17 protein-coding genes and 1 pseudogene are annotated in these 23,020 nt (G+C 74.9%); 10 read left to right on the top strand and 8 right to left on the bottom strand.

All coding sequences use genetic code 11. The features are described 5' to 3' along the window. Positions 1–468: 468 nt before the first annotated feature. The gene (gene gndA, locus AB0953_RS04355) at positions 469–1,911 is read right to left on the bottom strand and encodes an NADP-dependent phosphogluconate dehydrogenase (RefSeq protein ID WP_366857869.1); all 1,443 of its coding nucleotides are present in this window, start codon (positions 1,909–1,911) and stop codon (positions 469–471) included. A 187-nt stretch (positions 1,912–2,098) separates the two neighbouring features. Here gndA and AB0953_RS04350 point away from each other — a divergent pair, with 187 nt between their 5' ends. Continuing rightward, the gene (locus AB0953_RS04350) at positions 2,099–3,364 is read left to right on the top strand and encodes a transglycosylase family protein (protein ID WP_366857868.1); all 1,266 of its coding nucleotides are present in this window, start codon (positions 2,099–2,101) and stop codon (positions 3,362–3,364) included. A gap of 24 nt (positions 3,365–3,388) precedes the next feature. Here AB0953_RS04350 and AB0953_RS04345 read toward each other — a convergent pair. Beyond that, a pseudogene (locus AB0953_RS04345) lies at positions 3,389–4,231 on the bottom strand (DMT family transporter); the annotation flags it as partial. A 290-nt stretch (positions 4,232–4,521) separates the two neighbouring features. On the opposite strand from AB0953_RS04345, the gene AB0953_RS04340 reads away from it, so the two are divergent. From AB0953_RS04340 to AB0953_RS04330, 3 genes are all read left to right on the top strand, one after another. Then, positions 4,522–6,003: an SDR family NAD(P)-dependent oxidoreductase gene (locus AB0953_RS04340; protein ID WP_366857867.1), complete on the top strand. Its 1,482-nt coding sequence runs from the start codon at positions 4,522–4,524 to the stop codon at positions 6,001–6,003. 359 nt (positions 6,004–6,362) lie between these two features. After that, entirely contained in the window at positions 6,363–6,539 is a 177-nt protein-coding gene (locus tag AB0953_RS04335; RefSeq protein WP_366858188.1) for a hypothetical protein, read from the top strand. A gap of 266 nt (positions 6,540–6,805) precedes the next feature. Beyond that, entirely contained in the window at positions 6,806–7,792 is a 987-nt protein-coding gene (locus AB0953_RS04330) for an NAD-dependent epimerase/dehydratase family protein (RefSeq protein ID WP_366857866.1), read from the top strand. Here AB0953_RS04330 and AB0953_RS04325 read toward each other — a convergent pair. The 3 genes from AB0953_RS04325 to AB0953_RS04315 form a co-directional block, all read right to left on the bottom strand. Beyond that, on the bottom strand, positions 7,778–9,238 hold the full coding sequence (locus tag AB0953_RS04325) for a lipase maturation factor family protein (protein WP_366857865.1): 1,461 nt from the start codon (positions 9,236–9,238) through the stop codon (positions 7,778–7,780). The genes AB0953_RS04330 and AB0953_RS04325 overlap by 15 nt on opposite strands. A 98-nt stretch (positions 9,239–9,336) precedes the next feature. Next, entirely contained in the window at positions 9,337–9,870 is a 534-nt protein-coding gene (locus AB0953_RS04320) for a DUF1990 domain-containing protein (RefSeq protein WP_366857864.1), read from the bottom strand. After that, positions 9,867–10,733 (bottom strand): YndJ family protein, encoded by an 867-nt coding sequence (locus AB0953_RS04315; protein ID WP_366857863.1) that lies wholly within the window; start codon positions 10,731–10,733, stop codon positions 9,867–9,869. Before AB0953_RS04315 ends, AB0953_RS04320 begins: the two co-directional genes overlap by 4 nt. A gap of 195 nt (positions 10,734–10,928) precedes the next feature. Here AB0953_RS04315 and AB0953_RS04310 point away from each other — a divergent pair, with 195 nt between their 5' ends. The 4 genes from AB0953_RS04310 (at position 10,929) to AB0953_RS04295 (ending at position 15,876) form a co-directional block, all read left to right on the top strand. Further along, positions 10,929–12,299, top strand: a complete 1,371-nt coding sequence (locus AB0953_RS04310) for a DUF6777 domain-containing protein (protein WP_366857862.1) — start codon at positions 10,929–10,931, stop codon at positions 12,297–12,299. A gap of 7 nt (positions 12,300–12,306) precedes the next feature. Beyond that, positions 12,307–14,370, top strand: a complete 2,064-nt coding sequence (locus AB0953_RS04305) for a SpoIIE family protein phosphatase (RefSeq protein ID WP_366857861.1) — start codon at positions 12,307–12,309, stop codon at positions 14,368–14,370. 214 nt (positions 14,371–14,584) lie between these two features. Continuing rightward, positions 14,585–15,445 (top strand): DNA-formamidopyrimidine glycosylase family protein, encoded by an 861-nt coding sequence (locus tag AB0953_RS04300; protein WP_366857859.1) that lies wholly within the window; start codon positions 14,585–14,587, stop codon positions 15,443–15,445. A gap of 26 nt (positions 15,446–15,471) precedes the next feature. Then, positions 15,472–15,876, top strand: a complete 405-nt coding sequence (locus AB0953_RS04295; RefSeq protein WP_366857858.1) for a hypothetical protein — start codon at positions 15,472–15,474, stop codon at positions 15,874–15,876. 74 nt (positions 15,877–15,950) lie between these two features. On the opposite strand, the gene AB0953_RS04290 is transcribed toward AB0953_RS04295, so the two are convergent. Beyond that, positions 15,951–16,415 (bottom strand): hypothetical protein, encoded by a 465-nt coding sequence (locus AB0953_RS04290; RefSeq protein ID WP_366858169.1) that lies wholly within the window; start codon positions 16,413–16,415, stop codon positions 15,951–15,953. A gap of 225 nt (positions 16,416–16,640) precedes the next feature. After that, positions 16,641–17,180: a sigma-70 family RNA polymerase sigma factor gene (locus tag AB0953_RS04285; protein WP_366857857.1), complete on the bottom strand. Its 540-nt coding sequence runs from the start codon at positions 17,178–17,180 to the stop codon at positions 16,641–16,643. Positions 17,181–17,915: 735 nt separating this feature from the next. Between AB0953_RS04285 and lysX the strand changes: the two genes are divergently transcribed. After that, positions 17,916–21,242 carry a bifunctional lysylphosphatidylglycerol synthetase/lysine--tRNA ligase LysX gene (lysX, locus tag AB0953_RS04280; RefSeq protein WP_366857856.1) on the top strand — a complete coding sequence of 1,109 codons (3,327 nt, stop codon included), beginning with the start codon at positions 17,916–17,918 and terminating at the stop codon, positions 21,240–21,242. A gap of 78 nt (positions 21,243–21,320) precedes the next feature. After that, on the top strand, positions 21,321–22,202 hold the full coding sequence (locus AB0953_RS04275; protein WP_366857855.1) for a polysaccharide deacetylase family protein: 882 nt from the start codon (positions 21,321–21,323) through the stop codon (positions 22,200–22,202). An 88-nt stretch (positions 22,203–22,290) separates the two neighbouring features. Here AB0953_RS04275 and AB0953_RS04270 read toward each other — a convergent pair whose 3' ends face one another. Then, a complete protein-coding gene (locus tag AB0953_RS04270) occupies positions 22,291–22,992 on the bottom strand; it encodes a class F sortase (RefSeq protein WP_366857854.1) in 702 nt (233 codons plus the stop codon). Positions 22,993–23,020 lie beyond the last annotated feature (28 nt).

The raw sequence follows: 23,020 nt of genomic DNA, 5'->3' as shown, positions 1-23,020 counted from the left end.
CTGCCGGACACCGGGCTCCGCTGCTTGGCCTGTTCCGCCCCCCCCGGCTTTGTGCGCGCGGCTGCACGGGCTGCCACATGCGGGCCATGGCTTTCAGGGAGGAGCGGCGTTTCGGGGGGCGTGGGGAGGGTGATGCGGGGAAGGTGGAACACATGGTGTCAAACGTGTACGACGAGGAGACGCAGCCGCCCGTGCCCGGGCCGAGCCCCTTCCCGGATCCGGAGCCCATTCCCCGGCCGGTGCCGCCCGTGCCGGAGCCGTTCCCCGAGCCCGATCCGATTCCGCCGCCGCCCGGTCCGGCGCCGGTCCCGCAGCCCCCGCCGCCCAGCTGAGCCGCCAGGCCCTGGGCGGAGGCGTGTCCTGCCCGGCGCAAGTGCCCGGCCCTGGGGCCGGCCGCGGGCGGACCCGGGCTGTGACGTGTGGGCGGTACGGGGCGGTGCCGCGTTGCGGCGGCGCCGCCCCGGTGGGTCAGGACGTGCGGATTTCGGTGCGGGTCGTGGTCCAGAGGGTGTGGTACGAGCCCTCGCGGTCCGTGCGGCGGTACGTGTGGGCGCCGAAGAAGTCCCGCTGGCCCTGCGTCAGCGCCGCCGGCAGCCGCTCCGCGCGCAGCGCGTCGTAGTACGCCAGCGACGCCGCGAACGCCGGCACCGGGATGCCCTGGGCCACCGCGGCCGTCACCACGGCCCGCCAGTCCCCCTGGGCCGCGCCGATCTCCGCCGCGAAGCCCGCGTCCGCCAGCAGGCTCGGCAGTCCCGGCTGCGCGTCGTACGCCGCCCGGATCCGGTCCAGGAACGCGGCCCGGATGATGCAGCCGCCCCGCCACAGCGCGGCCACCGCGCCGAGGTCCACCTCCCAGCCGTACTCCTGGCTGCCCGCCTGGATCTGGTGGAAGCCCTGCGTGTACGAGACGATCTTCGATGCGTACAGCGCCTGCTCCACCCGCGCCGCGAAGGCATCCGCGGCCTCCGCCGGCAGCGGCGCCGCGGACGGCCCCGCGAGCCCCCGCGCGGCCGCGCGCAGTGCGGTGTGGCCCGACACCGCGCGGGCGAAGACCGCCTCCGCGATCCCGGACACCGGCACCCCGAGGTCCAGCGCGATCTGCACGGTCCAGCGCCCGGTGCCCTTCTGCTCGGCCGCGTCGGCCACGACGTCGACGTACGGCCGCCCCGTCTCGGCGTCGGTGTGCGCGAGCACCTCCGCCGTGATCTCGATCAGGTACGAGTCGAGCCGGCCCCGGTTCCAGGCCCGGAAGGTCTCGGCGATCCTCGCGGGGGAGTAGCCGGCGACCTCGCGCAGCAGGTGGTAGGCCTCGGCGATGAGCTGCATGTCGGCGTACTCGATGCCGTTGTGCACCATCTTCACGAAGTGCCCGGCCCCGTCGGGGCCGACGTGCGAGGTGCACGGCGTGCCGTCGGCGGCCTTCGCCGCGATCCGCTCCAGCAGCGGCCCCAGGGAGGCGTACGACTCGGGCGAGCCGCCCGGCATGATGCTCGGGCCGAGCAGCGCGCCCTCCTCGCCGCCCGAGATGCCGACGCCGACGAAGTGGATGCCCTGCTCGCGCAGTTCGCGCTCGCGCCGCCTGGTGTCCTCGAAGTGCGCGTTGCCGCCGTCGATGATGACGTCGCCCGGCTCCAGCAGCGGCGCGAACTCGCGGATCACCGCATCGGTGGGCTCCCCGGCCTTCACCATGACGATCAGTCGGCGCGGCCGCTCCAGCGCGTCCACGAACTCCTTCGCCGACTCGGCGGCGACGAAGTCCCCCTCGTGCCCGAACTCCTCCACCAGCGCCCGGGTCTTGGCCGCGGTGCGGTTGTGGACGGCGACGGTGAAGCCGTTGCGGGCGAAGTTCCGGGCGAGGTTGCTGCCCATCACCGCGAGCCCGGTGACGCCGATCTGGGCCGTGCTGCCCATGCGTGCGCTCCTGAGTGCTTCGATGTGCGGGTGCCCCCGACGCTACCCCGGCACCGGCGGAGGAAGATCCCTCCGCCACCGGAACAATGTCAACTGGGCCGCCCCTGCGCCCTGTTGCGCCCCTTGTCACGTCCTGGCCGCGACGTTAGGTTGTGCGGTTCCTGATGTCTTCGACGGGGGAAGTCCCATGGGTGTACGGGGCCGGCACCGCCGGTACCAGCCGAGCAGCATCAACCGCGCCTCGCTCGCCGTCACCGCCGGCGGCGCCGGCATCGCGCTCCCGCTGGTGGGAGCCGGGGCCGGAGCCGCGCACGCCGCATCGGTGGACACCTGGAACAAGGTCGCCGACTGCGAGTCCAGCAACAACTGGCAGGTCAACACCGGCAACGGCTACTACGGCGGGCTCCAGTTCAGCCAGAGCACCTGGCGCGCCTTCGGCGGCACCGTGTACGCCCCGCGCGCCGACCTGGCCACCAAGGAACAGCAGATCGCGGTCGCGGAGAAGGTCCTGGGCGGGCAGGGCCCGCAGGCCTGGCCGGCGTGCGGCAAGCAGGCCGGGCTCAGCCGCGGCGGCCCCGCGCCCGTCCTCACGCCCACCACCCGGGTCGTCACGGCGCAGGCCCCGGCGTCCAAGGACGCCACGCCCCCGCCCGCCGCGCCCCGCCCGACGGACACCTCGGTCCTGCCGAACCCGTACGTCGTCGCGCCCGGCGACTCCCTCTCCACGATCGCCGTGCGCCAGCACGTCGAGGGCGGCTGGCAGGCCCTGTACGAGACGAACCGGGCCACCGTCGGCAGCAACCCGAACCTGATCTTCCCGGGCCAGCGGCTCACCCTGCGCATCACCGCCGCGCCGCCCGGGCAGAACCCGGAGAAGCCGCCGCGCACGGCGGAGCCGGTCAAGCCCGTGGAGCCCGCGGCGCAGAAGCCGGCCGAGAAGCCCGCCGAGAAGCCGGCGGAAAAGCCCGCCGAGAAGCCCGCGCCCAAGACCGAGGCCAAGCCCGCCGACCGGCAGGCCTCAGCCCCGCAGCAGCAGACCGCCCCGGGCAGCGGTTTCGTCGCGCCCGTCGACGCCGCCATCGGCACCGCGTACCGCGTCGCCGGCTCCTCCTGGTCCAGCGGCCACCACACCGGCGTCGACTTCCCGGTCGCCACCGGAACCTCCGTCAAGGCCGTCGGCCCGGGCACCGTGGTCTCCGCCGGCTGGGCCGGGGCCTACGGCTACCAGGTCGTCATCCGGCACTCCGACGGCCGCTACTCCCAGTACGCCCACCTCTCGGCGCTCGCCGTGAAGGACGGGCAGCAGGTCTCGGGCGGGCAGCGGATCGGCCGCTCCGGCTCCACCGGCAACACCACCGGGCCGCACCTGCACTTCGAGATGCGCACCGCTCCCGGATACGGCTCCGACATCGACCCGCTGAAGTACCTCCGCGGCCACGGCGTCAGCATCTGACCCGCGCACGTGCGGCGGCACCACGGTGAGCGCGACCAGGCCCGCCGCGGCCAGGACCGCGCTCGCCAGGGCCGCCGCCGTGCCCGCCGCCCCGTACCGGAAGCCCTCGCCGAGGAACGCGATGCCGACCGCCGCCGCGACCACCGGGTTCACCACGGTCACCGTGGCCAGCGGTGCGGTCAGCCCCGCACCCCGGTAGCCGGCCTGCGAGAGCAGCAGACCGCTGCTCGCCAGGACCGCGATGGCCGCCAGGTCGAGCCACAGGTCGCCGGAGCCGCCCTCGCCGGCGAGTCCGCCGGGCGGGCCCCAGGGCGCCCCGGTGACGTCCTCGGCCACCGACTTGGTGAACACCGAGGCCATCCCGAACGACACCCCCGCCGCCGCGGCCAGCAGCACGCTGCGCAGCACCGCGCGCCGCACCCGGTGCGCGGCCGCGAAGAGCACGGCCACCGCGCCGACCGTCAGCGCCGGCAGCAGGCTCCGCTCCCCGGCCGTGAGCGCCTGGTCGCCGTTCCCGCCCGTCAGGGCCAGCAGCCCCGCCAGCCCCACCGTGGCCAGGACCGCCCCGCGCCAGGCCGCCGCGCCCGCCCGGCGGTGTACGAAGAGGGCCGCCATCGGCAGGGCGAAGACGATGGTGAGGGCGCCCAGCGGCTGCACCAGGCTGAGCGGCCCGTACGCCAGGGCCGCCACGTGCAGGACCGCGCCCAGCCCGTTCAGCGCGACCGCGGCCCACCAGCCGGGCCGGCGCAGCGGTGCGTACGGGCGGTCCGGAGTGGTCCGCGCGACCCGCTCCTGGGCGATGGCCCCGCCCGCGTACGCGACGGCGGACACCAGGCAGAGCAGGACCGACAGCACCAGGGCACTCATGAATTCCACAATGCCCGACCCGGGCGGGCTATTCCTCCCTCTGGAGGAGGTCATCCGTCCTGCTCAGGGCGTACTCCGCAGGCAGTACGGGGCCGCCCCGGGCCGTCCTCGCGCAGGACCCCGCCCCCGCTCCGGGCGCCGCTCGACCACCCCACCGTGACCGCCCGTTCACGCTCAGCGAGACCGGCGGCAACGGGTTTGGTTCCGGGCGCGTCGGATCCGTACAGTTGCCGCTTCGGGACCTCCGCAGCAGGCGGACGCGGACGAGTGATCAAGGAACGGCAGCGGCCATGACGGCGACCGAGACCGAAGAGAACCAGGTATACGGGCCGGGCATCGACCCCGAGCGCATGGCCGTCTGCCTCAGCGTGCTGGAAGAGCTCGACCGGCTCGAGATCGACCACCCCGACGCCGTCACCGTACGCCGCGCCACCGCCGGCATCTACCGCACGGTCAAGCAGCGCCGCCGCCAGGAGCGCCGCGCCGCCAAGACGGCCAACGACAAGGCCGTCACCGAGGCGACCGCCACCGGCTCCGCCGAGCGCATCGACGACGAGACCGAGGGCATCCTGCCCTCCTCGATCACCGAGGCCGGCCGGATCGCCGGGATACTCCAGCGCCCGCGCTCCTGCTACGTCTGCAAGACGCGGTACGTCGAGGTCGACTACTTCTACCACCAGCTCTGCCCGCCGTGCGCCGTGGAGAACCGCGCCAAGCGCGAGGCCCGCGCGGACCTCGCCGGCAAGCGCGCGCTGCTCACCGGCGGCCGGGCCAAGATCGGCATGTACATCGCGCTGCGGCTGCTGCGCGACGGCGCGCACACCACGATCACCACCCGCTTCCCCAAGGACGCCATCCGCCGCTTCAAGGCGATGGAGGACTCGGCGGACTGGATGCACCGCCTGGAGGTCGTCGGCATCGACCTGCGCGACCCCGCCCAGGCCGTGGCCCTCGCCGACCAGGTCGCCGAGGCCGGTCCGCTGGACATCCTCATCAACAACGCGACGCAGACCGTGCGCCGCCTGCCCACCGCGTACGCCGCGCTGGTCGAGGGAGAGAGCGCCCCGCTGCCGGCCGGCGAGCTCCCCGCCCACCACGTCATCGGCGCCTTCAACTCCGGTGCCGTCGACGGCCTGGCGGCGCTGCCCGTCGGCGTGAGCGGGCTGGAGGCGCAGAAGGTCGCCGACCTCGCCCTCGTCGCGGGCAACGCCAGCCTCGAGCGGCACCTCGCCGGCACCGCCATCGACGCGGGCGGCCTGCTGCCGGACGTCGTGGAGACCAACACCTGGGTCCAGACCATCGACCAGATCTCCCCGGTGGAGCTGCTCGAAACCCAACTGTGCAACTACACCTCGCCGTTCATCCTGATCAGCGCGCTCCGGCCGTCGATGGCCGAGGCCGCCCGCAAGGCGCCCAGCGGACGTGCGTACGTGGTCAACGTCTCGGCGATGGAAGGCGTGTTCAGCCGCGGCTACAAGGGCGCCGGCCACCCGAACACCAATGCCGCCAAGGCCGCGATGAACATGGTGACGCGGACCAGCGGCCAGGAGATGTTCGAAACCGACCGCATCCTCATGACCTCGGTCGACACCGGCTGGATCACCGACGAGCGCCCGCACTTCGACAAGCTGCGCCTGGCCGAGGAGGGCTTCCACGCCCCGCTCGACCTGGTCGACGGCGCGGCGCGGGTCTACGACCCGGTCGTCCGCGGCGAGGCCGGCGAGGACCTGTACGGCGTCTTCCTGAAGGACTACGCCCCCGCCAACTGGTAGGCGCCGCGGCCCCGTCGCCGCCCGGATGCCCCCGCGTGCCCCGGCTCCTCCTCGGAGGGACCGGGGCACGCGTGTACCCGGAGGGCGTTCACCCGATTGCCCCGTCCGGGCCGAGCGGAGAGCCGGTCGGGGCAACACTGGCGTACGGGTCCCCCAACATCCGGGGAACTCACGGCAATGGGGTGGATTTTGCCAATCTATCGAGCGGAGGCGCGCTCAAATGTGTACTCTAAGGGGCACGGCAAGGCCCCACCCGGGCCACGCTCCACCATGGCGCCACCGCGTCTTGAAACCCTTTATCCCCACGTGCCCGGCGAGGTCCGCCCGCCGAGCGAGAGACGCAAAGGAGTGAGTGCGCGGTGACAGACACGACGACGAAGTCCGACGAGCTGCTGCTGGAGCGCACGGGCTGGCGGGGCCGCCCGCACGCCGAGGAGCTCGGAAACCTGGAGGTCTGGGCCCGGTCCGCCCCGATCCGGCTCGCCGGATACGAGGACGACCTGGCGGAGTCCCACATCCTGCCCGGCATCGACTGACCGCGCAGCAGCGCGCACACCGCCCCCGAGCCGCACGGCGACGGGGCGCAGCGCTGTCCGGGCCCGCCGCCCGCTCCCTGCTTCCGCCTGCTTCGCCCCTGCTTTCCCCTCCTTTCGCCTGCTTCCGCCGCCCCGCCCTGCCCCGGGCGAGCCGGCCCAACCCTCCCCCCGCGCACCCGGGTTCCCGGTCCCGGTACGCCGTCAGCGTCATCGCTGTCGGCGATCACGGCTTCCACCGCCCCGCCCGCCCGAGCAGGCTGGCCCGCATGAAGAAACTGCTGATGCTGGGCGGCACCGAGTTCGTCGGACGCGCCCTGACCGAGGACGCCCTGGCACGCGGCTGGGACGTCACCGTCTTCCACCGGGGCCACCACGCCCCGCCCCCCGGCGTCCGCGCCCTGCACGGCGACCGCACCGCGCCCGGCGGCCTGGCGGCCCTCGCGGGCGGCAGCTGGGACCTCGTCGTCGACACCTGGGCCCACGCCCCCGCCGCGGTGCGCGACGCCGCCCGGCTGCTGAGCGGCCGCGCCGGCCACTACACCTACGTCTCCAGCCGCTCCGTGTACGCCTACCCGGCGCCGCCCGGCGCGGCCGAGGACGCCGCGCTCGTGGAGGGCTCTCCCGACGCCGGCCCGGTCGCGTACGCCGAGGACAAGCGCGGCGGGGAGATCGCCGCCGCCGACGCCTTCGGAGAGAGCGCCCTCCTGGTGCGCGCGGGGCTGATCGTGGGCCCGTACGAGAACGTCGGCCGCCTGCCGTGGTGGCTGAGCCGGGCCGCCCGCGGCGGCCCCATGCTCGCGCCCGGGCCCCGGGACCTGCCGCTGCAGTACATCGACGTGCGCGACCTCGCCCACTGGACCCTCGACGCGGCCGAGGCCGGCCTCGGCGGCCCCTACAACGCGGTCTGCCCGCTCGGCCACGCCACCACCGGCAGCCTCCTGGAAGCCTGCGCGGCCGTCACCGGCGGCACCGCCGAGCTGCGCTGGCTGGACCCGGCTGCCGTCGAGGCCGCGGGCCTTGAGCCCTGGATCGAGCTGCCGATGTGGCTCCCCCCGGGCGAGCTGTACGACTTCATGATGACCGCCGACGTCTCCAAGGCGGTCGCGGCCGGACTGACGTGCCGCCCGGTCGAGGAGACCGCGGCCGACACCTGGGCCTGGCTCCGCTCGCTCGGCGGCGCGGCCCCGCACCGCCCGGACCGGCCGATGAAGGGCATCGACGCCGAGCGGGAGGCCGCGCTACTCGGCCTCTGACCGGGCCCCGGCCCGCCCGGAGTCCGCGGCCCGCGCGAGGCGGGTCGGCGGCAGGTACTCGCGCAGCAGCCGCCGGTGCCACCACGCCCCCGTCTCGTGCAGCTCCCGCCAGGTGGTGAACCGGTAGCGGTACAGCCTCGCCCGGACGTAGACGGGCGGCGCGTCGGGGAAGGGGTTGTGGCGGATCAGCCGCAGCGTGTCCCGGTCGCCGGCCAGCAGCCGCTCCACGAACGGCCCGAACCAGTCGCGGGCATAGCCGGGGGAGAGGGCGGCGAACCACATCAGCCAGTCCAGGCGCAGATGGTACGGGGCGAACTGGCGCGGGAGGCGGCGCGGGTCTCCCGGTTTGCCCTTGAACCCGTACTCCCGCCAGGCGCCGTCCTCGCGGGGCACGGGATCGGCGGTGCCCTCGACGACCACCTCGTCGCGGATCCGGCCGACCGTGCCGAAGGCCCCGTAGGTGTTGACCAGGTGCAGCGCGTCGAAGGAGCGGTTCATCACCTGGCGGCGCGAGACCATGTTGCGCACCGGGTGCCGGCTCAGCCACAGCACCAGCGCCGTCACCGCGCAGACCAGTACCGCGAACCACACGGGTGCACCGCGGTGCGCGGCGGCCGGCGGCGGACCGGCGAGCCCGGTGAAGTCCACCGCCGCCAGCGCCGGCGTGATCGTCAGCCAGTTCAGCCAGGCGAAGTTGCCCGACAGCACCAGCCACAGCTGGGTGGCGATGATGACCCCGGCCGCGTACGAGGCCACCGGCTGCGGAGTGAACAGCAGCACCGGCACCGCCAGTTGCGTCACGTGGTTGGCCGCGCACTCCACCCGGTGCAGCGGTTTGGGCAGATGGTGGAAGAACCAGCTCAGCGGCCCCGGCATCGGCTGCGTCTCGTGGTGGTAGTACAGGCAGGTGAGCTCGCGCCAGCAGGCGTCCCCGCGCATCTTGATCAGCCCCGCGCCGAACTCGACCCGGAAGACCACCCACCGCAGCAGCCACAGCACCAGCACCGGCGGCCCGGTCCGCGCGTTGCCGAGGAAGACCGCGAGGAAGCCGATCTCCAGCAGCAGCGACTCCCAACCGAAGGAGTACCAGGTCTGCCCCACGTTCACGATGGACAGGTACAGCAGCCACAGCACCGCCCACATCCCCATGGCCGCGGCCAGCGGCATGAGGTCCCCCGCGCCCGCCGCGAGCGCCGCCGCGAGGGCCGTACCCGCCCAGGCGCAGCAGGCGAAGAGGCGATCCGAGTAGCGCACTTGGAACAGGCTCGGGGCGTGTTTGAACGGCACGTACCGCACGTACCGCGGCACGGGCAGCATCCCGTGCTCCCCGATCAGGGCCCGGAACTGCAGGGCGGCCCCGAGGAAGGCGAAGAGGTAGACGCCGGCGAGGGCCCGCTGGAAGACCAGCCGGGCCAGCCAGTAGCCGGGCGCCGTGAACCAGTCCATCGCCTCCAGTATCCGGCGCTCCGGGCGGCTGCGGCCATCGGACGGCGCGCAGGGCCCGGACGGTCGCGGCGGCGCGGGGCGGCCCGGACGGCCCCGGCTCAGGCGGCCGCGGCCAGCCTGCGCAGGGTCCTCCCCAGGTGGGCCGCGTAGCACCGCTGGAGGAAGGGGACGACCGGCCCGGCCAGGCGGGTGTACCAGCGGGCGGGCCGGCTGAAGGCGGTCACCTCGAACCACACCGTGCCGTCGGGGTCCCGGTGCACGAGGAAGGACTCCTCCCCGCACTCCGGGTGCCCCGACACCGTCCCGTACGCGAACCCCGTCCGGGTGGGCTCGTACGCCGTCCACACCACCCGGCACGGCGCGTCGATCCGCAGCGGCCCGAAGCCGATCCCCACCGCCACCCGGCTCCCGGGCCGCACCGCGCCGTGGCTGCAGCGGACCCGCATCCCCGCCGCCCGGTGCGCGCGCAGGGTGGTCACCGCGGCCCCGGCGGCCTCGAACACGGCCCGGCCGGAGCCGATCCGGGTGCGGTGGCGCAGGTGGTTGTAGCCGGCGGGCAGGGGCAGCCGGGCCGTCGCGCCCTGCTCCGGGTAGTTGAACGTCGCCCGCTCGGCGTTGAGCAGTCGGGTCATGGGGCGGCTCCCTCCGGGGACGCGCCGGCGGCGAGCCGGCGCCAGGCCAGTACGGCGCACAGGGCGAAGCCGAGCGCGTTGCCGAGACCGTGGGTCGCGGCCATCCAAGTCAAGGTGGGGTGCACGAGTCCGGCGGCCTCGCCCAGCGCCCACCACAGGGCCAGGGCCATGGTGGCCGCCAGCACGGCCGAGGACACCCCGAGCAGCGCCCGGACGCCGCGGCCGCCGCCCGCGGGCCGGATCTCCCGCCAGGTCACCAGCGCCACCGCCCACATCCCGGCGGTCAGCACCAGCGCCCCCGCCAGCTCGGCCCAGTCGTCCACGAAGTAGCCGAGGAGGACCAGCAGCGTCCCGCCGGGCACGCTGTACGCCGCCCGCCGCGCCCAGGGCCCCGGCGCGGCCCGGCACACCAGGCCGGCGACCAGGGCGGCCGTGAACCCCGCGAAATGGAAGTGCGGGACGGTCAGTGCCAGGACGTCGAGGTCGAAGCCGAAGAGCCGGCACCCGGCGCGCTCGGCGACCAGGGCGGTTCCGGCGACCACGGGGGAGGCCAGCGCGGTGGCCACGGCGATCTCGGCGGGGAAGGGCCCGCGGGCCGGCGCGGACGGGCTCCGCTCCGGCCTTCGCAGCAGCCGGGCCGGGACCTGGGTCGCGGCCAGGGCCAGCGAGGCCGCCGCGTAGAGGGCGGCGAGCGCCGTGGCGGGGCCGCCGCGCGGCAGCCAGAGGCACGCGGCCCCGGGAAGCGCCGCGAGCGGCCAGAGCCGGGCCCAGGTGCGCAGCCCGGCCGGGTCGATCAGGCGGAGGCCGGCGGGGACGATGCCGAGCATGCCCAGGGTGACGATCAGGTTCACCAGTACCGTCACCGCGGACTCCCCTCCGAGCGCCTTGAACGCGTTCAACTCGCGATCGCGACCTTACGGGGTTCCTTGAACATGTTCAAGGGCTCTGGCGCCCTGCCTGCCCGCCCGCACGGCCCGCCCCGACCGCCGCTCCGGTTGCGGCCCCCGCCCCGATACGGCAGACAGGAGGGAGCAACCGGGGCGAACAGGGAGAACCACGTGCCCGCACCGACACGTCGTCAGCCGCCGCGCCGTCACACGGCGGTCCGCACCGCCCTCTTCACGCTGCTCGGCCTGCTCGCCGCCGCCTGCGGGGGCACCGAGGAGCCGCCCGGCACGGCCGGCCCCGAAGGCCAGGACGTCCACCTCCAGCCCGTGGCCACGGCGGGCCCGGACCCCTTCACCACCTCCAGCGCCACCGCCGAGTCCGCCCCGGCCCAGGCGCCCCTGCCGAACGCCACCGGCCGCGGCATCCGCACCGTCGGGGCGGCCACGCCCGGCCTGTACGGCGGCACCCGACGGCTCGGCAGCTGCGACGTCGAACAGCAGCTGCGCGCCCTGACCGCCGAGGACGCCAAGGCCCGCGCCTTCGCCGGAGCCGCCGGTGTGGAGCAGGCCAAGCTGCCGGAGTTCCTGCGCGGCCTGACCCCCGTCGTGCTCCGCGCCGACACCCGGGTCACCAGCCACGGCTTCCGCGACGGGCGCGCCCGCGCCTTCCAGGCCGTCCTCCAGGCCGGCACCGCCGTCCTCGTCGACGGGTACGGGATGCCCCGCGTCCGGTGCGCCTGCGGCAATCCGCTGCTCGCGCCGCGGGCCCCCAAGGGCACCCCGGTGCTCAAGGGCGAGCCGTGGAGCGGCTACCAGGCCAACCAGGTCATCGTCATCGAACCGACCCCGCACCCGCTCGGCAGCCTGGTCATCGCCAACATCGCCGACAACACCTGGCTCGAGCGCACCGTCGGCGACGACGGCGCCCAGGACCGCGTCCCGCAGGCGCTGCCCGCCCACGACCCCGCCGACGGCATCCCCACCGGCTCCCCTTCCCCCGCCGCCCCGGCCCCGGACCGGCCGCCCGGCCCCCCGGGCACCGGCTCCGGCTCGGCCCCGCCCGCGCCCCCCGCCCCGCCCCCGGGCGGCACCGCGCCGCGCCGGCCGGTGCCGGACAGGCCGCTGGTCCCGGAGAAGCCCGCCGCGCGGCCGCCGCAGCCCCAGCGCGTGCAGCCCCAGCCCGTGCCCCCGCGCGCGGACACCCTCCCGAACCCGCCCACGATCGCCCCCGACGTACCCGCCGCGCCGCCGCGGCAGCAGTTCCCCGCCGACCCGGCCGTCCCCCCGGACCCGCCCGGCCCCGACGGCCCGCTGGCCTGGCCGGACGGCGCCGCGGACCCGGCCGCGCCGTACGAGCAGTTCGACTCGTTCGACTCGTTCGACTCGTTCGACTCGTACGGGCCGTACGAACGGTACGGGGTGGACGAGCCCTTCGCGCTCCAGGAGCCCTACGACCGGTTCGAGCCGCGCGAGCCGTTCGGCTCGGGTGCGGGGGAGGCGTTCGAGCCCTGGGACTCCGCCCCCGACATGGAGAGCGCCTGACCCCGCCGTGTGTCATGGTGGATCGGTGCCGACCACCGTATCGCTGCCGGACGACTGGCCCGCACACCCGGACCGGTCGCTCTTGCTCAACCGCATGGGAAGTTTCGACTGGGACCTGGTCACCGGTCTCATGCACATGGACGCAGCGGCCCTCGACGTGTTCGACACACTGCCCGAGGAGTACGACGGGCGCCCCGAATCCCTCGCCCGCCGGGTCCCGCCCGCCGAGTCCACCCGGCTCGACGCCCTCGTCTCCAGCGCCCTGAAGAGCCGCGAGGACAACTACGGCGCCTACTTCCGCATCCGCTGCCGCGACGGCCGGCTGCGCTGGACCCACACCCAGGGCCGCGTCCTGCGCGACGGCACCGGCCGCCCCTACCGGATCATCGGCATCGTCCGCGACGCCACCGAGGAGCTCAGCCACTCGGCCGAGCGCCTCGGCCTGGACGAGGAGCGCCGCCGCCAGACCTCGGTCGTCGAGAGCACCACCGCCGCCCTCGCCCACGCCCGCACCGTACGGGACGTCATCGACGTCATCGGCGACGCCCACGGCCTGGAACGGCTCGGCTCGATGGGCATGGTGATGGGCCTGGTCGAGGCCGGCCGGATCCACCTCGTCGCCGAGGGCCCCGAGGGCAGCTTCCTCCCCGGCACCCGCTACACCCGCATCGAGGAGGGCTACCCGATGAGCGAGGTCGTCCGCTCGCTCGAGCCCCGCTTCCTCAACAGCGCCCAGGAGTTCGCCGAGGGCTACCCGGAGCTCTGGGCGAAGATCTCGTACATGGACATCTCGGCGGCCGCCTACCTGCCGCTGATCGCCCAGGCCCGCCCCATCGGCGCGATCGGCCTGCTCTACAAGGACAAGGACGGTTTCACCCAGGACGAGCGCAACCTCCTCGTCGCCCTCGGCAGCAGCATCGCCCAGAGCCTCCAGCGCGCCATGCTGCTGGAGCAGGAGCACGACCTGGCGGAGGGCCTCCAGCAGGCGATGCTGCCGCGCCGCCTGCCCCCGGTGGAGGGCGGCGAGATCGCGGTGCGCTACCGCTCCGCGCGGATGGGCCAGGACATCGGCGGGGACTGGTACGACGTCATCCCCCTGCCGGGCGGCCGGGTCGGCGCCGTCATCGGCGACGTCCAGGGCCACGACACGCACGCGGCCGCGGTCATGGGCCAGCTGCGCATCGTCCTGCGCGCGTACGCGGCCGAGGGGCACGCCCCGGGCACCGTGATGGCCCGCGCCTCGGTGTTCCTGCACGAGCTGGACACCGACCGCTTCGCGACCTGCACCTATGTGGAGGCCGACCTCTCGACGGGCGTCCTCCAGGCCGTCCGGGCCGGGCACATCGACCCGCTGCTGCGCACCCGGGACGGGGACTGCCACCGGATCGTCGTGGAGGGCGGCATGCCGCTCGGGCTCTCGGCGGAGTTCGGCCGGCTGGAGTACCCGGTGACGACCGTGGAGCTGGACCCGGGCGAAACGCTCCTGCTGTGCACCGACGGCCTCGTCGAACACCCCGGCGCCGACCTCGACGACGGGATGCGGCTGCTCACCAGGCTGGTCCGCGACGGCCCCGGCGACCTCCAGCGGCTGGCCGACCGGCTGTGCGGGGCGATCGACGAGCGGGGCGGCGACGACGACATGGCCCTGCTCCTGCTGCGCCGCCACGTCGAGGAGAGCCCCCAGGGCGGCGGCCGCCTCCAGCAGCACGTGGCGCCCGGCGACCCCGAGGCGCTCGTCGCGGCCCGCCACATGATCGGGGCGGCCGTACGGGCCTGGGGCGCGCGGGAGCGGGCCGACGAGATCGAGCTCGTCGCGGACGAGCTGATCGTCAACGCCCTGATGCACACCGACGGCCCCGCGATCGTGACCCTGCGCGTCCTGACCGGCCGGGACCGCAGGCTGCGCGTCGAGGTGGAGGACCGCTCCAGCGCGCTGCCGCGCCGCCGGGAGGCCGGCGACTCGGGGGTCTCGGGACGCGGGCTGATGCTGGTGGACCGGCTGGCCGACGCGTGGGGCGTGGAATCGCGCGGCAGCGGCAAATGCGTGTGGTGCGAGTTCGTGGTGACCTGACCGCGCGCTGCCGGCCGCACGGCAGCGGACCGCGCTGCTGCGGACCACGTGCTGTCGACCGCGTGCTGTCGACCGCGTGCTGCGGACCGCCCCGCTGCGGACGGCGCGGCCGATGACCGCACGGATCCCCACCGCGCGGCGGGCACCGCGAGCGCCCGGGGCCCTGCGGGCCGCCCCGCTCGCGGATCGGCGCCGCGGCGGTCAGGCTGGGGACATGCCCGAGCTCCCGGAGGTCGAGGCCCTGAGGGAGTTCCTCGACGAACACCTCACCGGGCGGGGGATCGCACGCGTCCTCCCGCTCGCCGTCAGCGTGCTCAAGACCTACGACCCGCCGCTCGCCGCCCTCGAAGGGCAGACCGCGGGCCCCACGGCCCGGTACGGCAAGTTCCTCGCGCTGCGCATCGGCGTGCTCCACCTCGTCACCCACCTGGCCCGGGCCGGCTGGCTGCGCTGGTACGACACCCTCCCGGACCGGCCGCCGCGGCCGGGCAAGGGCCCGCTCGCGCTGCGCGTGGCCCTGGAGGGCGGGGGCGGTTTCGACCTCACCGAGGCGGGCACGCAGAAACGCCTCGCCGTGTACGTGGTCCGCGACCCCCAGGAGGTGCCGGGCATCGCGCGGCTCGGCCCCGACCCGCTGGCCGAGGGCTTCGACCGGGATGCGTTCGCCGGGCTGCTGGCGGGGGAGCGGCGGCAGATCAAGGGGGTCCTGCGCGACCAGGGCGTGATCGCCGGGATCGGGAACGCCTACAGCGACGAGATCCTCCACGCGGCGAAGGTCTCGCCGTTCAAGCTGGCCTCCGCCTTCGACGAGGAGCAGGTCACCCGCCTGTACGAGGCCGTACGGGGCACCCTGCGCGAGGCGGTGGAGCGTGCGCACGGCACGGCCGCCGGGCAGCTGAAGGCCGAGAAGAAGAGCGGGCTGCGGGTGCACGGGCGCGACGGCGAGCCGTGCCCGGTGTGCGGGGACACCATCCGGTCGGTGTCGTTCGCGGACTCCTCGCTCCAGTACTGCCCGACCTGCCAGACCGGCGGAAAGCCGCTCGCCGACCGCAGGCTCTCGCGTCTCCTCAAATGAGCGCCGCGTTTGTAGACTCGCGCTCCATGTCCCTGGAGCAGCCGTCCCCGCCGCCCCGGCGGGAGACCGTCACGGGCGTGCCGCGCGGCGGCCGCCGCCGTCCGCCCGCGCACACCCCGGCCCGCTCCGAGATCTCCGAGCAGACCACCCTGGGCGCCACCTACGTGCGGGCCCTGATGCGCAGCCAGCTGCGGGCCGGGCTGCGGGTGCTCGCCGCGGTCGGGCTGCCGGCGGCGGTCCTGCCCGCCCTGCTGGCGCTGCCGGGCGCGGCCTCGGGGCCGCTGGTGTGGCTGGCGCTCGGACCGGCGGTGTACCCGCTGCTGTGGCTGACCGCCCGCTGGTACGTGCACCGGGCCGAGCGCAACGAGGCGGACTTCACCGGGCTGGTGATGGATCCCGCCGAGGCGCCCGGCCCGCAGCGGCGCCCGTAGGCGCGCGGCGGCGACCGGTACCGCGGCAGGTCGGAGCGGCCGGCAGGCGGAGCGGCCGAGAGGCCGAGCTCGGATCAGAACAGGTGCATGGCCAAGTGGCCCAGCGGCAGCCCCAGCTGCCACGCGGGCGTCCACACGCGCGCGTTCTCGTCGAGGCCCTGCGGGAGGTCGGTGTGGCCGGGGCGGCCCGGGTCGAGGTTGGTGGCGAACAGCTCGGTGCGGTCCAGCCAGCCCCAGGCGGCGCGGGCCAGCTCCAGGTCCGGGTCCTCGCCGCGGCCGCTCTCGCGGGCCTCCTCGCCCAGGGCGAGGAAGCGGGTGTGCACCCAGTCGCGCCAGGGGTGGCCGTACGCCGTCAGCGACAGCCACTCGTCGAGCTGCGAGACGACCCTGATGCCGGAGAGCTCCCCCGCGGCGTCCGAGAGGTAGATGGTCAGGGCGAGCGTGTCGCGCCCGGCGCGAAACTCCAGGGTACTGGCCGGGATCAGCCGGCCCGTGCGCAGCAGTTCGTCGGCGATGTACTCCGCGTAGAGCCATGCCATGGGCACCGCGAGCCCGCCGTCACTGGTGCCGTTCGTACCCTCGGGCTGCACCGTTCCACCTTCTCCCGCGTGTCGAGCTTGCCGTCTTCGGCCTCGAGCCTTCACCGAGCTCCTCGCACGACGGGGGATGTTTACTCAACTTGAACGGTCTGCGGCCGATTTCCGTGCGGTTTCTGTCCGATCCGCGCGCATTGGCGTCGTTCCGTGAGTGGATTTCCGGGATGATCAGGCGCCGAGGCCGTACCCGTATCCCTGGAGGCCCTTGCGCAGGGCGCGCAGGGCGTAGTGCGTCCGGGACTTGACGGTACCCGCGGGGATGCCCAGCTCCGCCGCCGCCTCGGCCACCGAGCGGTCCCGGAAGTAGACCTGCATCAGCACCTCCCGGTGCTCCGGGCCGAGGGAGCCCACGGCCCGGCGGACGTCGATCGCCGTGACCGAGCCGGCGACCGGGTCCTCGGCCGCCGCCGCCTGCTCCAGCCCCTCCGCGTCCACCTCCTGCGGGCGGGACAGCCGCGCACGCCGGGCGTCGATCGCGAGCCGGCGGGCGACGGTGAACAGCCAGGGCCGCATCGACTCGTGGCCGCTGGAGAGGACCTCCGGGTGCTGCCAGGCCCGTACGAGCGTCTCCTGGACGAGGTCCTCGGCGCGCTGGGAGTCGCCGCCGGTGAGGCCGAGCAGGAAACCGAACAGGGCCCGTCCGTGGTCGTGCTGGAGTTCGGCCAGCGCCTCGGGGTCGGTGCGCGCGAGGGTGGGGGAGAGGGGCACGAGCGGCTCCTTCCTGGGTCCGTTCGAGGCTGATGAGCCCACCCTGACCTGCGCCGGGCCGGGCGGGAACGGTCCGGCCCGCGCGGTGCGCCCAAGCACCCGAGTGGTCCGGTGGGCGGCCGCGCCCGGCGACGAACGGTCGAACGGCGCGCCGAACGGGCCGCCGGAGGATCCGGTGCCCCGCCGCTGCGCTGCCCGGCGCGCGGGACCACCTCGGACGGGGAAACCGCCTCGGCCCGCCTCGGCAACCCCCAGGACCCACCGCCCGGCGCCGGCCACGACGGGTGCTCCACGGCCTCGAACCACACCCTCGACGCGGGGGCCGAGGGGCTGGGACGCACCCTCGACACCTTCGACCGGTCGGACTGGGGTACGCCGGATCGGCCCGGACGGCAGCCGAGGCGGCCCCCCGGCCCGGTACACGGCCGGGTCCGCGAAGGCCGCCCACCTGGCGTACACCTACGGCACCAACGGCTACCCGGTGCCCGGGGGCCGGCCCTGGGCGGTGGGCCTGGCCTGTCCGCCGGCAAGGTCGTCAACCTCCCGGCCGCCCTGGCCGCGGAACCGGGCGACGGCGACCGCCGCCGCGCCCTGGAGGCCACAACCGAGGCCGTCCTCAGCCGCGGAGCGGCCAAGGACGGCCTCACCCTGTCCGGCACGCCCCCGACCCCGGGCCCCCGGGCCCCCGGGCGCTTCGCCGAGCGGAGCCCCGCCGCCCTCCCTACAGTGCGAACCATGAGTGCCACCCCGGAGGAGACCCGCGGCAGCCGCGGCGCCCGCGGCACCCGCAAGCGCTTCCTGCACCGGGTGCCGGACGGATTCGCCGCGTTCTTCGGCACCCTCGGGCTGTTCTGCGCCCTCCTCGCGCTCTCGCCGACGCTGCGCCACCTCCTGCGGCACGTCGTCCGCTTCCTCGACGCGTTCGTGGTGCCCGTCAGCGAGAACCTGGCCTACGCCGTCTTCCTGTTCCTGCTCGCCGCCGCCCTCGGCACCCGCAAGAAGGTCGCCTGGTGGATCGTCGTCACCTATCTGGCCCTGCTGGTCCTGGTCGACCTGCTGCTCATGGCCGACGGGGACTACTGGGTCGGCGGCCCGTCCATGGCCATCGCCGTCGCCGCCCTCGCGGTCCTGGTCGCCGGCCGGGGCGAGTTCTACGCCGCCTCCCGGCCCGGCGCCTTCTGGCGCGCCCTGCTCGTCCTGGGCCTCGGCCTGCTCGCCGCCGTGCTGCTCGGCTGGGGGCTCGTCGCCCTGTTCCCCGGCACCCTGCCCCGTGACCAGTGGCTGGACTGGGCCGCCACCCAGGTCTTCGGCGGCCTGTTCTCCGCCCGCCAGTTCGCCGGCCGCCCGCCGCGCCCCCTGAACTTCCTGCTCGGGCTCTTCGGCGCCCTCGCCCTGCTGAACGCCGCCGCCACCCTCTTCCGCTCCCAGCGGCTGACCGCCGCCCTGCACGGCGACGAGGAGCCCCGCATCCGCGCCCTGCTCCGCGTGTACGGCCGCAACGACTCCCTCGGCTACTTCGCGACCCGCCGCGACAAGGCCGTGGTCTTCGCGCCGAACGGCAAGGCCTGCGTGACCTACCGCGTCGAGGCCGGCGTCTGCCTGGCCAGCGGCGACCCGGTCGGCGACCCGGGCGCCTGGACCGCCGCCATCGACGCCTGGCTCGGCGTCGCCCGCCGCCACGGCTGGCAGCCCGCGGTGATGGGCGCCTCCGAGGACGGCGCCACCGCGTACGCCCGCTCCGGGCTCAGCGCCCTCCAGCTCGGCGACGAGGCGATCCTCCACGTCGCCCACTTCGACCTCGACGGCCGCGACATGCGCGTCACCCGCCAGGCCGTCAACCGCGTGAAACGGGCCGGGGCCACCAGTCTCATCCGCCGCCACTCCGCCCTCACCGAGGAGGAGATGCAGCGGATCATCGACCGCGCCGACACCTGGCGCGACACCGAGACCGAGCGCGGGTTCTCCATGGCCCTGGACCGGCTCGGCGACCCCGCCGACGGGGACTGCCTGCTCGTCGAGGCCTTCGACCGGGACGGCGAGCTGATCGCCCTGCTGTCCTTCGTCCCCTGGGGCGCCGACGGCATCTCCCTGGACCTGATGCGCCGCGACCGCACCGCCCCCAACGGGGTCATGGAGTTCATGGTCGCCGAGCTGTGCGCCGCCGCCCCCGGCCTCGGCGTGCGCCGGATCTCCCTCAACTTCGCCGTCTTCCGCTCCGCGTTCGAGGAGGGCGGCCGCATCGGCGCCGGCCCGGTCCTCAAGCTGTGGCGGCGGCTGCTGCTGTTCTTCTCCCGCTGGTGGCAGCTGGAGGCCCTGTACCGCTCCAACGTCAAGTACGGGCCCGAGTGGTACCCGCGGTTCCTGTGCTACCAGGACGCCGGCTCGCTCGCCCGGGTCAGCCTCGCCTCCGGGATCGCCGAGGGCTTCGTCTCCGTACCCAGCCTGCGCAAGCTCTGGGGCAAGGGCCACCCCAAGGGCGGCGCCGCCGCCCCCGCCACGACCGAGGGCCTGCCCTCCCTCGACGCCCTCGGCCTGGAGACCGCCGCGCAGCAGGACGGGCGAACCGTCCCGGCCGAGCGGCTCCCCGACCAGGTCCGGGTCCGCCACGACAAGCTGGAGCGCCTCCGCGCGGCCGGCGTGGACCCGTACCCGGTCGGCATCCCCCCGCGCACCCACACCGCGGCCGCCCTCCGGGCCGCCCACCCCGGCCACCCGCCCGGCACCCGCACCGGCGAACGGGCCACCCTCGCCGGGCGCGTCATGGTCGTGCGCGACCTCGGCGGCGTGGTCTTCGCCGTCCTGCGGGACTGGTCGGGGGACATACAGCTGCTGCTCACCCGCGGCGAGTCGGGGGCGGACGTACTGGACGCCTTCACCTCCCGGGTCGACTTCGGCGACCACGTCCTCGCCACCGGCGAGATCGGCACCAGCAGGTCCGGCGAGCTCTCCCTCGTCGTCGCCTCCTGGCAGCTCACCGGCAAGTGCCTGCGCCCCCTGCCGGACAAGCGCAAGGGGCTCGCCGACCCGGAGGCCCGCGTCCGGCGCCGCTACCTCGACCTGGTCGCCAGCCCCGAGGCCCGGGACGTCGTACGGGCGCGTTCGGCCGCCGTCCAGGCCCTGCGCCAGGGGCTGCTGGACCGCGGCTACCTGGAGGTCGAGACCCCGATGCTCCAGCAGATCCACGGCGGCGCCAACGCCCGGCCCTTCCGCACCCACATCAACGCCTACGACCTCGACCTGTACCTGCGCATCGCACCCGAGCTGTACCTCAAGCGGCTGTGCGTGGGAGGCCTGGAGAAGGTCTTCGAGATGGGCCGCACCTTCCGCAACGAGGGCGTCTCCTACAAGCACAACCCCGAGTTCACGATGCTGGAGGCCTACCAGGCCTTCGCCGACTACGACGTGATGCTCGACCTCACGCGCGAGCTGATCCAGGGCGCGGCGAGCGCCGCGTTCGGCGAGCAGATCGCCCACAAGGCGGACCGGGACGGCAAGCTCGCCGTCCACGACATCTCGGGACCCTGGCCGGTCAGGACGGTGTACGGGGCGATCAGCGAGGCCCTCGGCGAACCGGTCGACGCCGACACCGAGGAGCGCGTGCTGCGCGCGCTGTGCGACCGGGCCGGGGTGCCGCACGCGCCGGAGGACACCCGCGGAGACGTGGTCCTGGAGATGTACGAGCGCCTGGTGGAGGAGAAGACCACCCTGCCCACCTTCTACAAGGACTTCCCCACCGACGTCTCCCCGCTGACCCGGCAGCACCGCAGGGACCCGCGCCTGGCCGAGCGCTGGGACCTGGTGGCCTTCGGGACCGAGCTGGGCACCGCCTACTCGGAGCTCACCGACCCCGTCGAGCAGCGGCGCCGGCTGACCGCCCAGTCGCTGCTGGCGGCGGGCGGCGATCCGGAGGCGATGGAGCTGGACGAGGACTTCCTGGACGCGCTGGAGTACGCGATGCCGCCGACCGGCGGGCTCGGCATCGGGGTGGACCGGCTCGTCATGTTCCTCACGGGCCTGACGATCCGCGAGACGCTGCCCTTCCCGCTGGTGCGGCGCGGCTGATCCGCCGGCCGGGTGAGGGGAGCCGGGTGCGTCCGCGCCTCCCGGTGTCTGCGGCGAAGTCGGAGGTACGCATTAATCATGAAAGATGATGAGCCGACAGTAGGGCGGCGTGTGGTCCTTCGGACCGCCGCCTTCCTCGGAATCGCCGCGGCCTCGGGACTGCTCGCCGACGGCGGGACGGGAACCCCGGGACAGCCCGCCGGCGGCGGGCCGGGAGCGGCCCCCGGCGCTGCCGGACCGGGCGGCCTCCGTGCCGGGCGGCCCCAGGCCGGCGTGCGCACCCCGTACCGCCTGAGCCCCATGACCGCGGAGGCGCCCCTGCGCCCTCCCCCGGCCAGACCCGCCGTCCGCACCCGCCCCATCCTCGAGCTGCCGCCCGAGCCCGGCAAGGCGGCGGCCATGGCCCTCACCTTCGACGACGGTCCCGACTCCCGGCACACCCCGGCCATCCTCGACACCCTCGCCCGGTACGGCGTCCGCGCGGTGTTCCTCGTCTGCGGCGGGATGGCCGCCGAGAACAAGGACCTGTTGCGCCGGATGACCGCCGAAGGCCACGTCATCGGCAACCACACCTGGTCCCACCCCCACATCCCCACGCTCAGCCGGCCCGACCTCGCCGCCGAGATCGCCCGTACCAGCGAGCTCGTCGAGGAGACGGTGGGGCAGGCGCCCGTGTGGTTCCGCGCGCCGTACGGGGAGTGGAACCGCGCCGCGTTCGAGATCGGGGCCGAGCTGGGCATGGAGCCGCTGGCCTGGACCCTCGACAGCCTGGACTGGACGGACCCGGGCACGACCAGGATCGTCTCGCGCGTCCTGCAGGGCGCCGGACCCGGCGCGATCGTCCTGAACCACGACGCGGGCGGCGACCGGGACCAGACCGTCCGGGCAGTCGCCGCCTACCTCCCCCAGCTCCTCGCCCGCGGGTACCGCATGACCCTCCCGCCGCTGCCGCCGCGCTGAGGCCCCGGGGCGGACGCCGAACGGGGCGGGCAACCGCCCCGTTCGGCGCCCCCGTCCGGGGCCGGTCGCGCACGGCGGCGCGCACCCGTCAGCGGGCCCCGACCATCCGGGCGAAGACCACCACGTTCCCGTCGTACCCCCGGGCCTTGGTGTAGCTGCCGCCGCAGGTGATCACCCGGAGCTCGGGCAGGCCGGTGTCCCCGTAGACCCGGGCGCCGGGGAAGGTGTCCTTGGAGAACACCTCCACCCCGTACACCTCGAAGACCGCCGTGCGGCCGTCGTAGCGGTCGACCTCGATGTGGTTGCCCTTGCGCAGGGAGCCCAGGCCGTAGAAGACGGCAGGTCCCTGCGCGTTGTCGACGTGCCCCACGATCACCGCCGAGCCCCGCTGGCCCGGGGAGATCCCGTTCAGGTACCAGCCCGCCAGGTTCGGGTCCTGCGGCGGCGGGGCGTCGATCCAGCCCTGGGCGTCCACGCCGACCGTCATCACGGGCGCATCCACCTTGATGTCCGGAATGCGGATGCGCTGCACCGAGGAGTGGTCCAGCGGCTCCGGCGGCATCGCCGACGCCTGGGGGGCCGGTACCCGCGCGGGCGCCTGCGGCACGGCCGCCGCGCCCGAGGGCAGCGGGGCGGCGGGAGCCACTGCGGAGGCGGCGGTCGGCTGCGGAGGACCGTCCTCGAGGTCCACTCCGTTGCGCATGATGGCGAGGCCGCTGAGCATGACCAGTGCGAGCACGCCCCAGGGCGATCGTCTTCTCGGCGGCTGCTCGCTCTCGTCCTCGGTCATGGCTCTCCCTTCCCGACGCGGGGGTCCC

The sequence above is a fragment of the Streptomyces sp. NPDC046866 genome, assembly GCF_040704625.1.
Taxonomy (GTDB): Bacteria; Actinomycetota; Actinomycetes; order Streptomycetales; family Streptomycetaceae; genus Streptomyces.
The sequence above is the reverse complement of the archived record's forward strand: the minus strand, read 5'-3'. Positions and strand labels throughout refer to the sequence as shown.

What these genes read in the sequence shown, in the direction of transcription:
- AB0953_RS04270 (WP_366857854.1), bottom strand. Translation starts at nt 22,992, where the DNA reads ATGACCGAGGACGAGAGCGAGCAGCCGCCGAGAAGACGATCGCCCTGG.
- lysX (WP_366857856.1), top strand. Translation starts at nt 17,916, where the DNA reads ATGAGTGCCACCCCGGAGGAGACCCGCGGCAGCCGCGGCGCCCGCGGC.
- AB0953_RS04295 (WP_366857858.1), top strand. Translation starts at nt 15,472, where the DNA reads ATGTCCCTGGAGCAGCCGTCCCCGCCGCCCCGGCGGGAGACCGTCACG.
- AB0953_RS04300 (WP_366857859.1), top strand. Translation starts at nt 14,585, where the DNA reads ATGCCCGAGCTCCCGGAGGTCGAGGCCCTGAGGGAGTTCCTCGACGAA.
- gndA (WP_366857869.1), bottom strand. Translation starts at nt 1,911, where the DNA reads ATGGGCAGCACGGCCCAGATCGGCGTCACCGGGCTCGCGGTGATGGGC.
- AB0953_RS04330 (WP_366857866.1), top strand. Translation starts at nt 6,806, where the DNA reads ATGAAGAAACTGCTGATGCTGGGCGGCACCGAGTTCGTCGGACGCGCC.
- AB0953_RS04325 (WP_366857865.1), bottom strand. Translation starts at nt 9,238, where the DNA reads ATGGACTGGTTCACGGCGCCCGGCTACTGGCTGGCCCGGCTGGTCTTC.
- AB0953_RS04350 (WP_366857868.1), top strand. Translation starts at nt 2,099, where the DNA reads ATGGGTGTACGGGGCCGGCACCGCCGGTACCAGCCGAGCAGCATCAAC.
- AB0953_RS04275 (WP_366857855.1), top strand. Translation starts at nt 21,321, where the DNA reads ATGAAAGATGATGAGCCGACAGTAGGGCGGCGTGTGGTCCTTCGGACC.
- AB0953_RS04340 (WP_366857867.1), top strand. Translation starts at nt 4,522, where the DNA reads ATGACGGCGACCGAGACCGAAGAGAACCAGGTATACGGGCCGGGCATC.
- AB0953_RS04290 (WP_366858169.1), bottom strand. Translation starts at nt 16,415, where the DNA reads ATGGCATGGCTCTACGCGGAGTACATCGCCGACGAACTGCTGCGCACG.
- AB0953_RS04320 (WP_366857864.1), bottom strand. Translation starts at nt 9,870, where the DNA reads ATGACCCGACTGCTCAACGCCGAGCGGGCGACGTTCAACTACCCGGAG.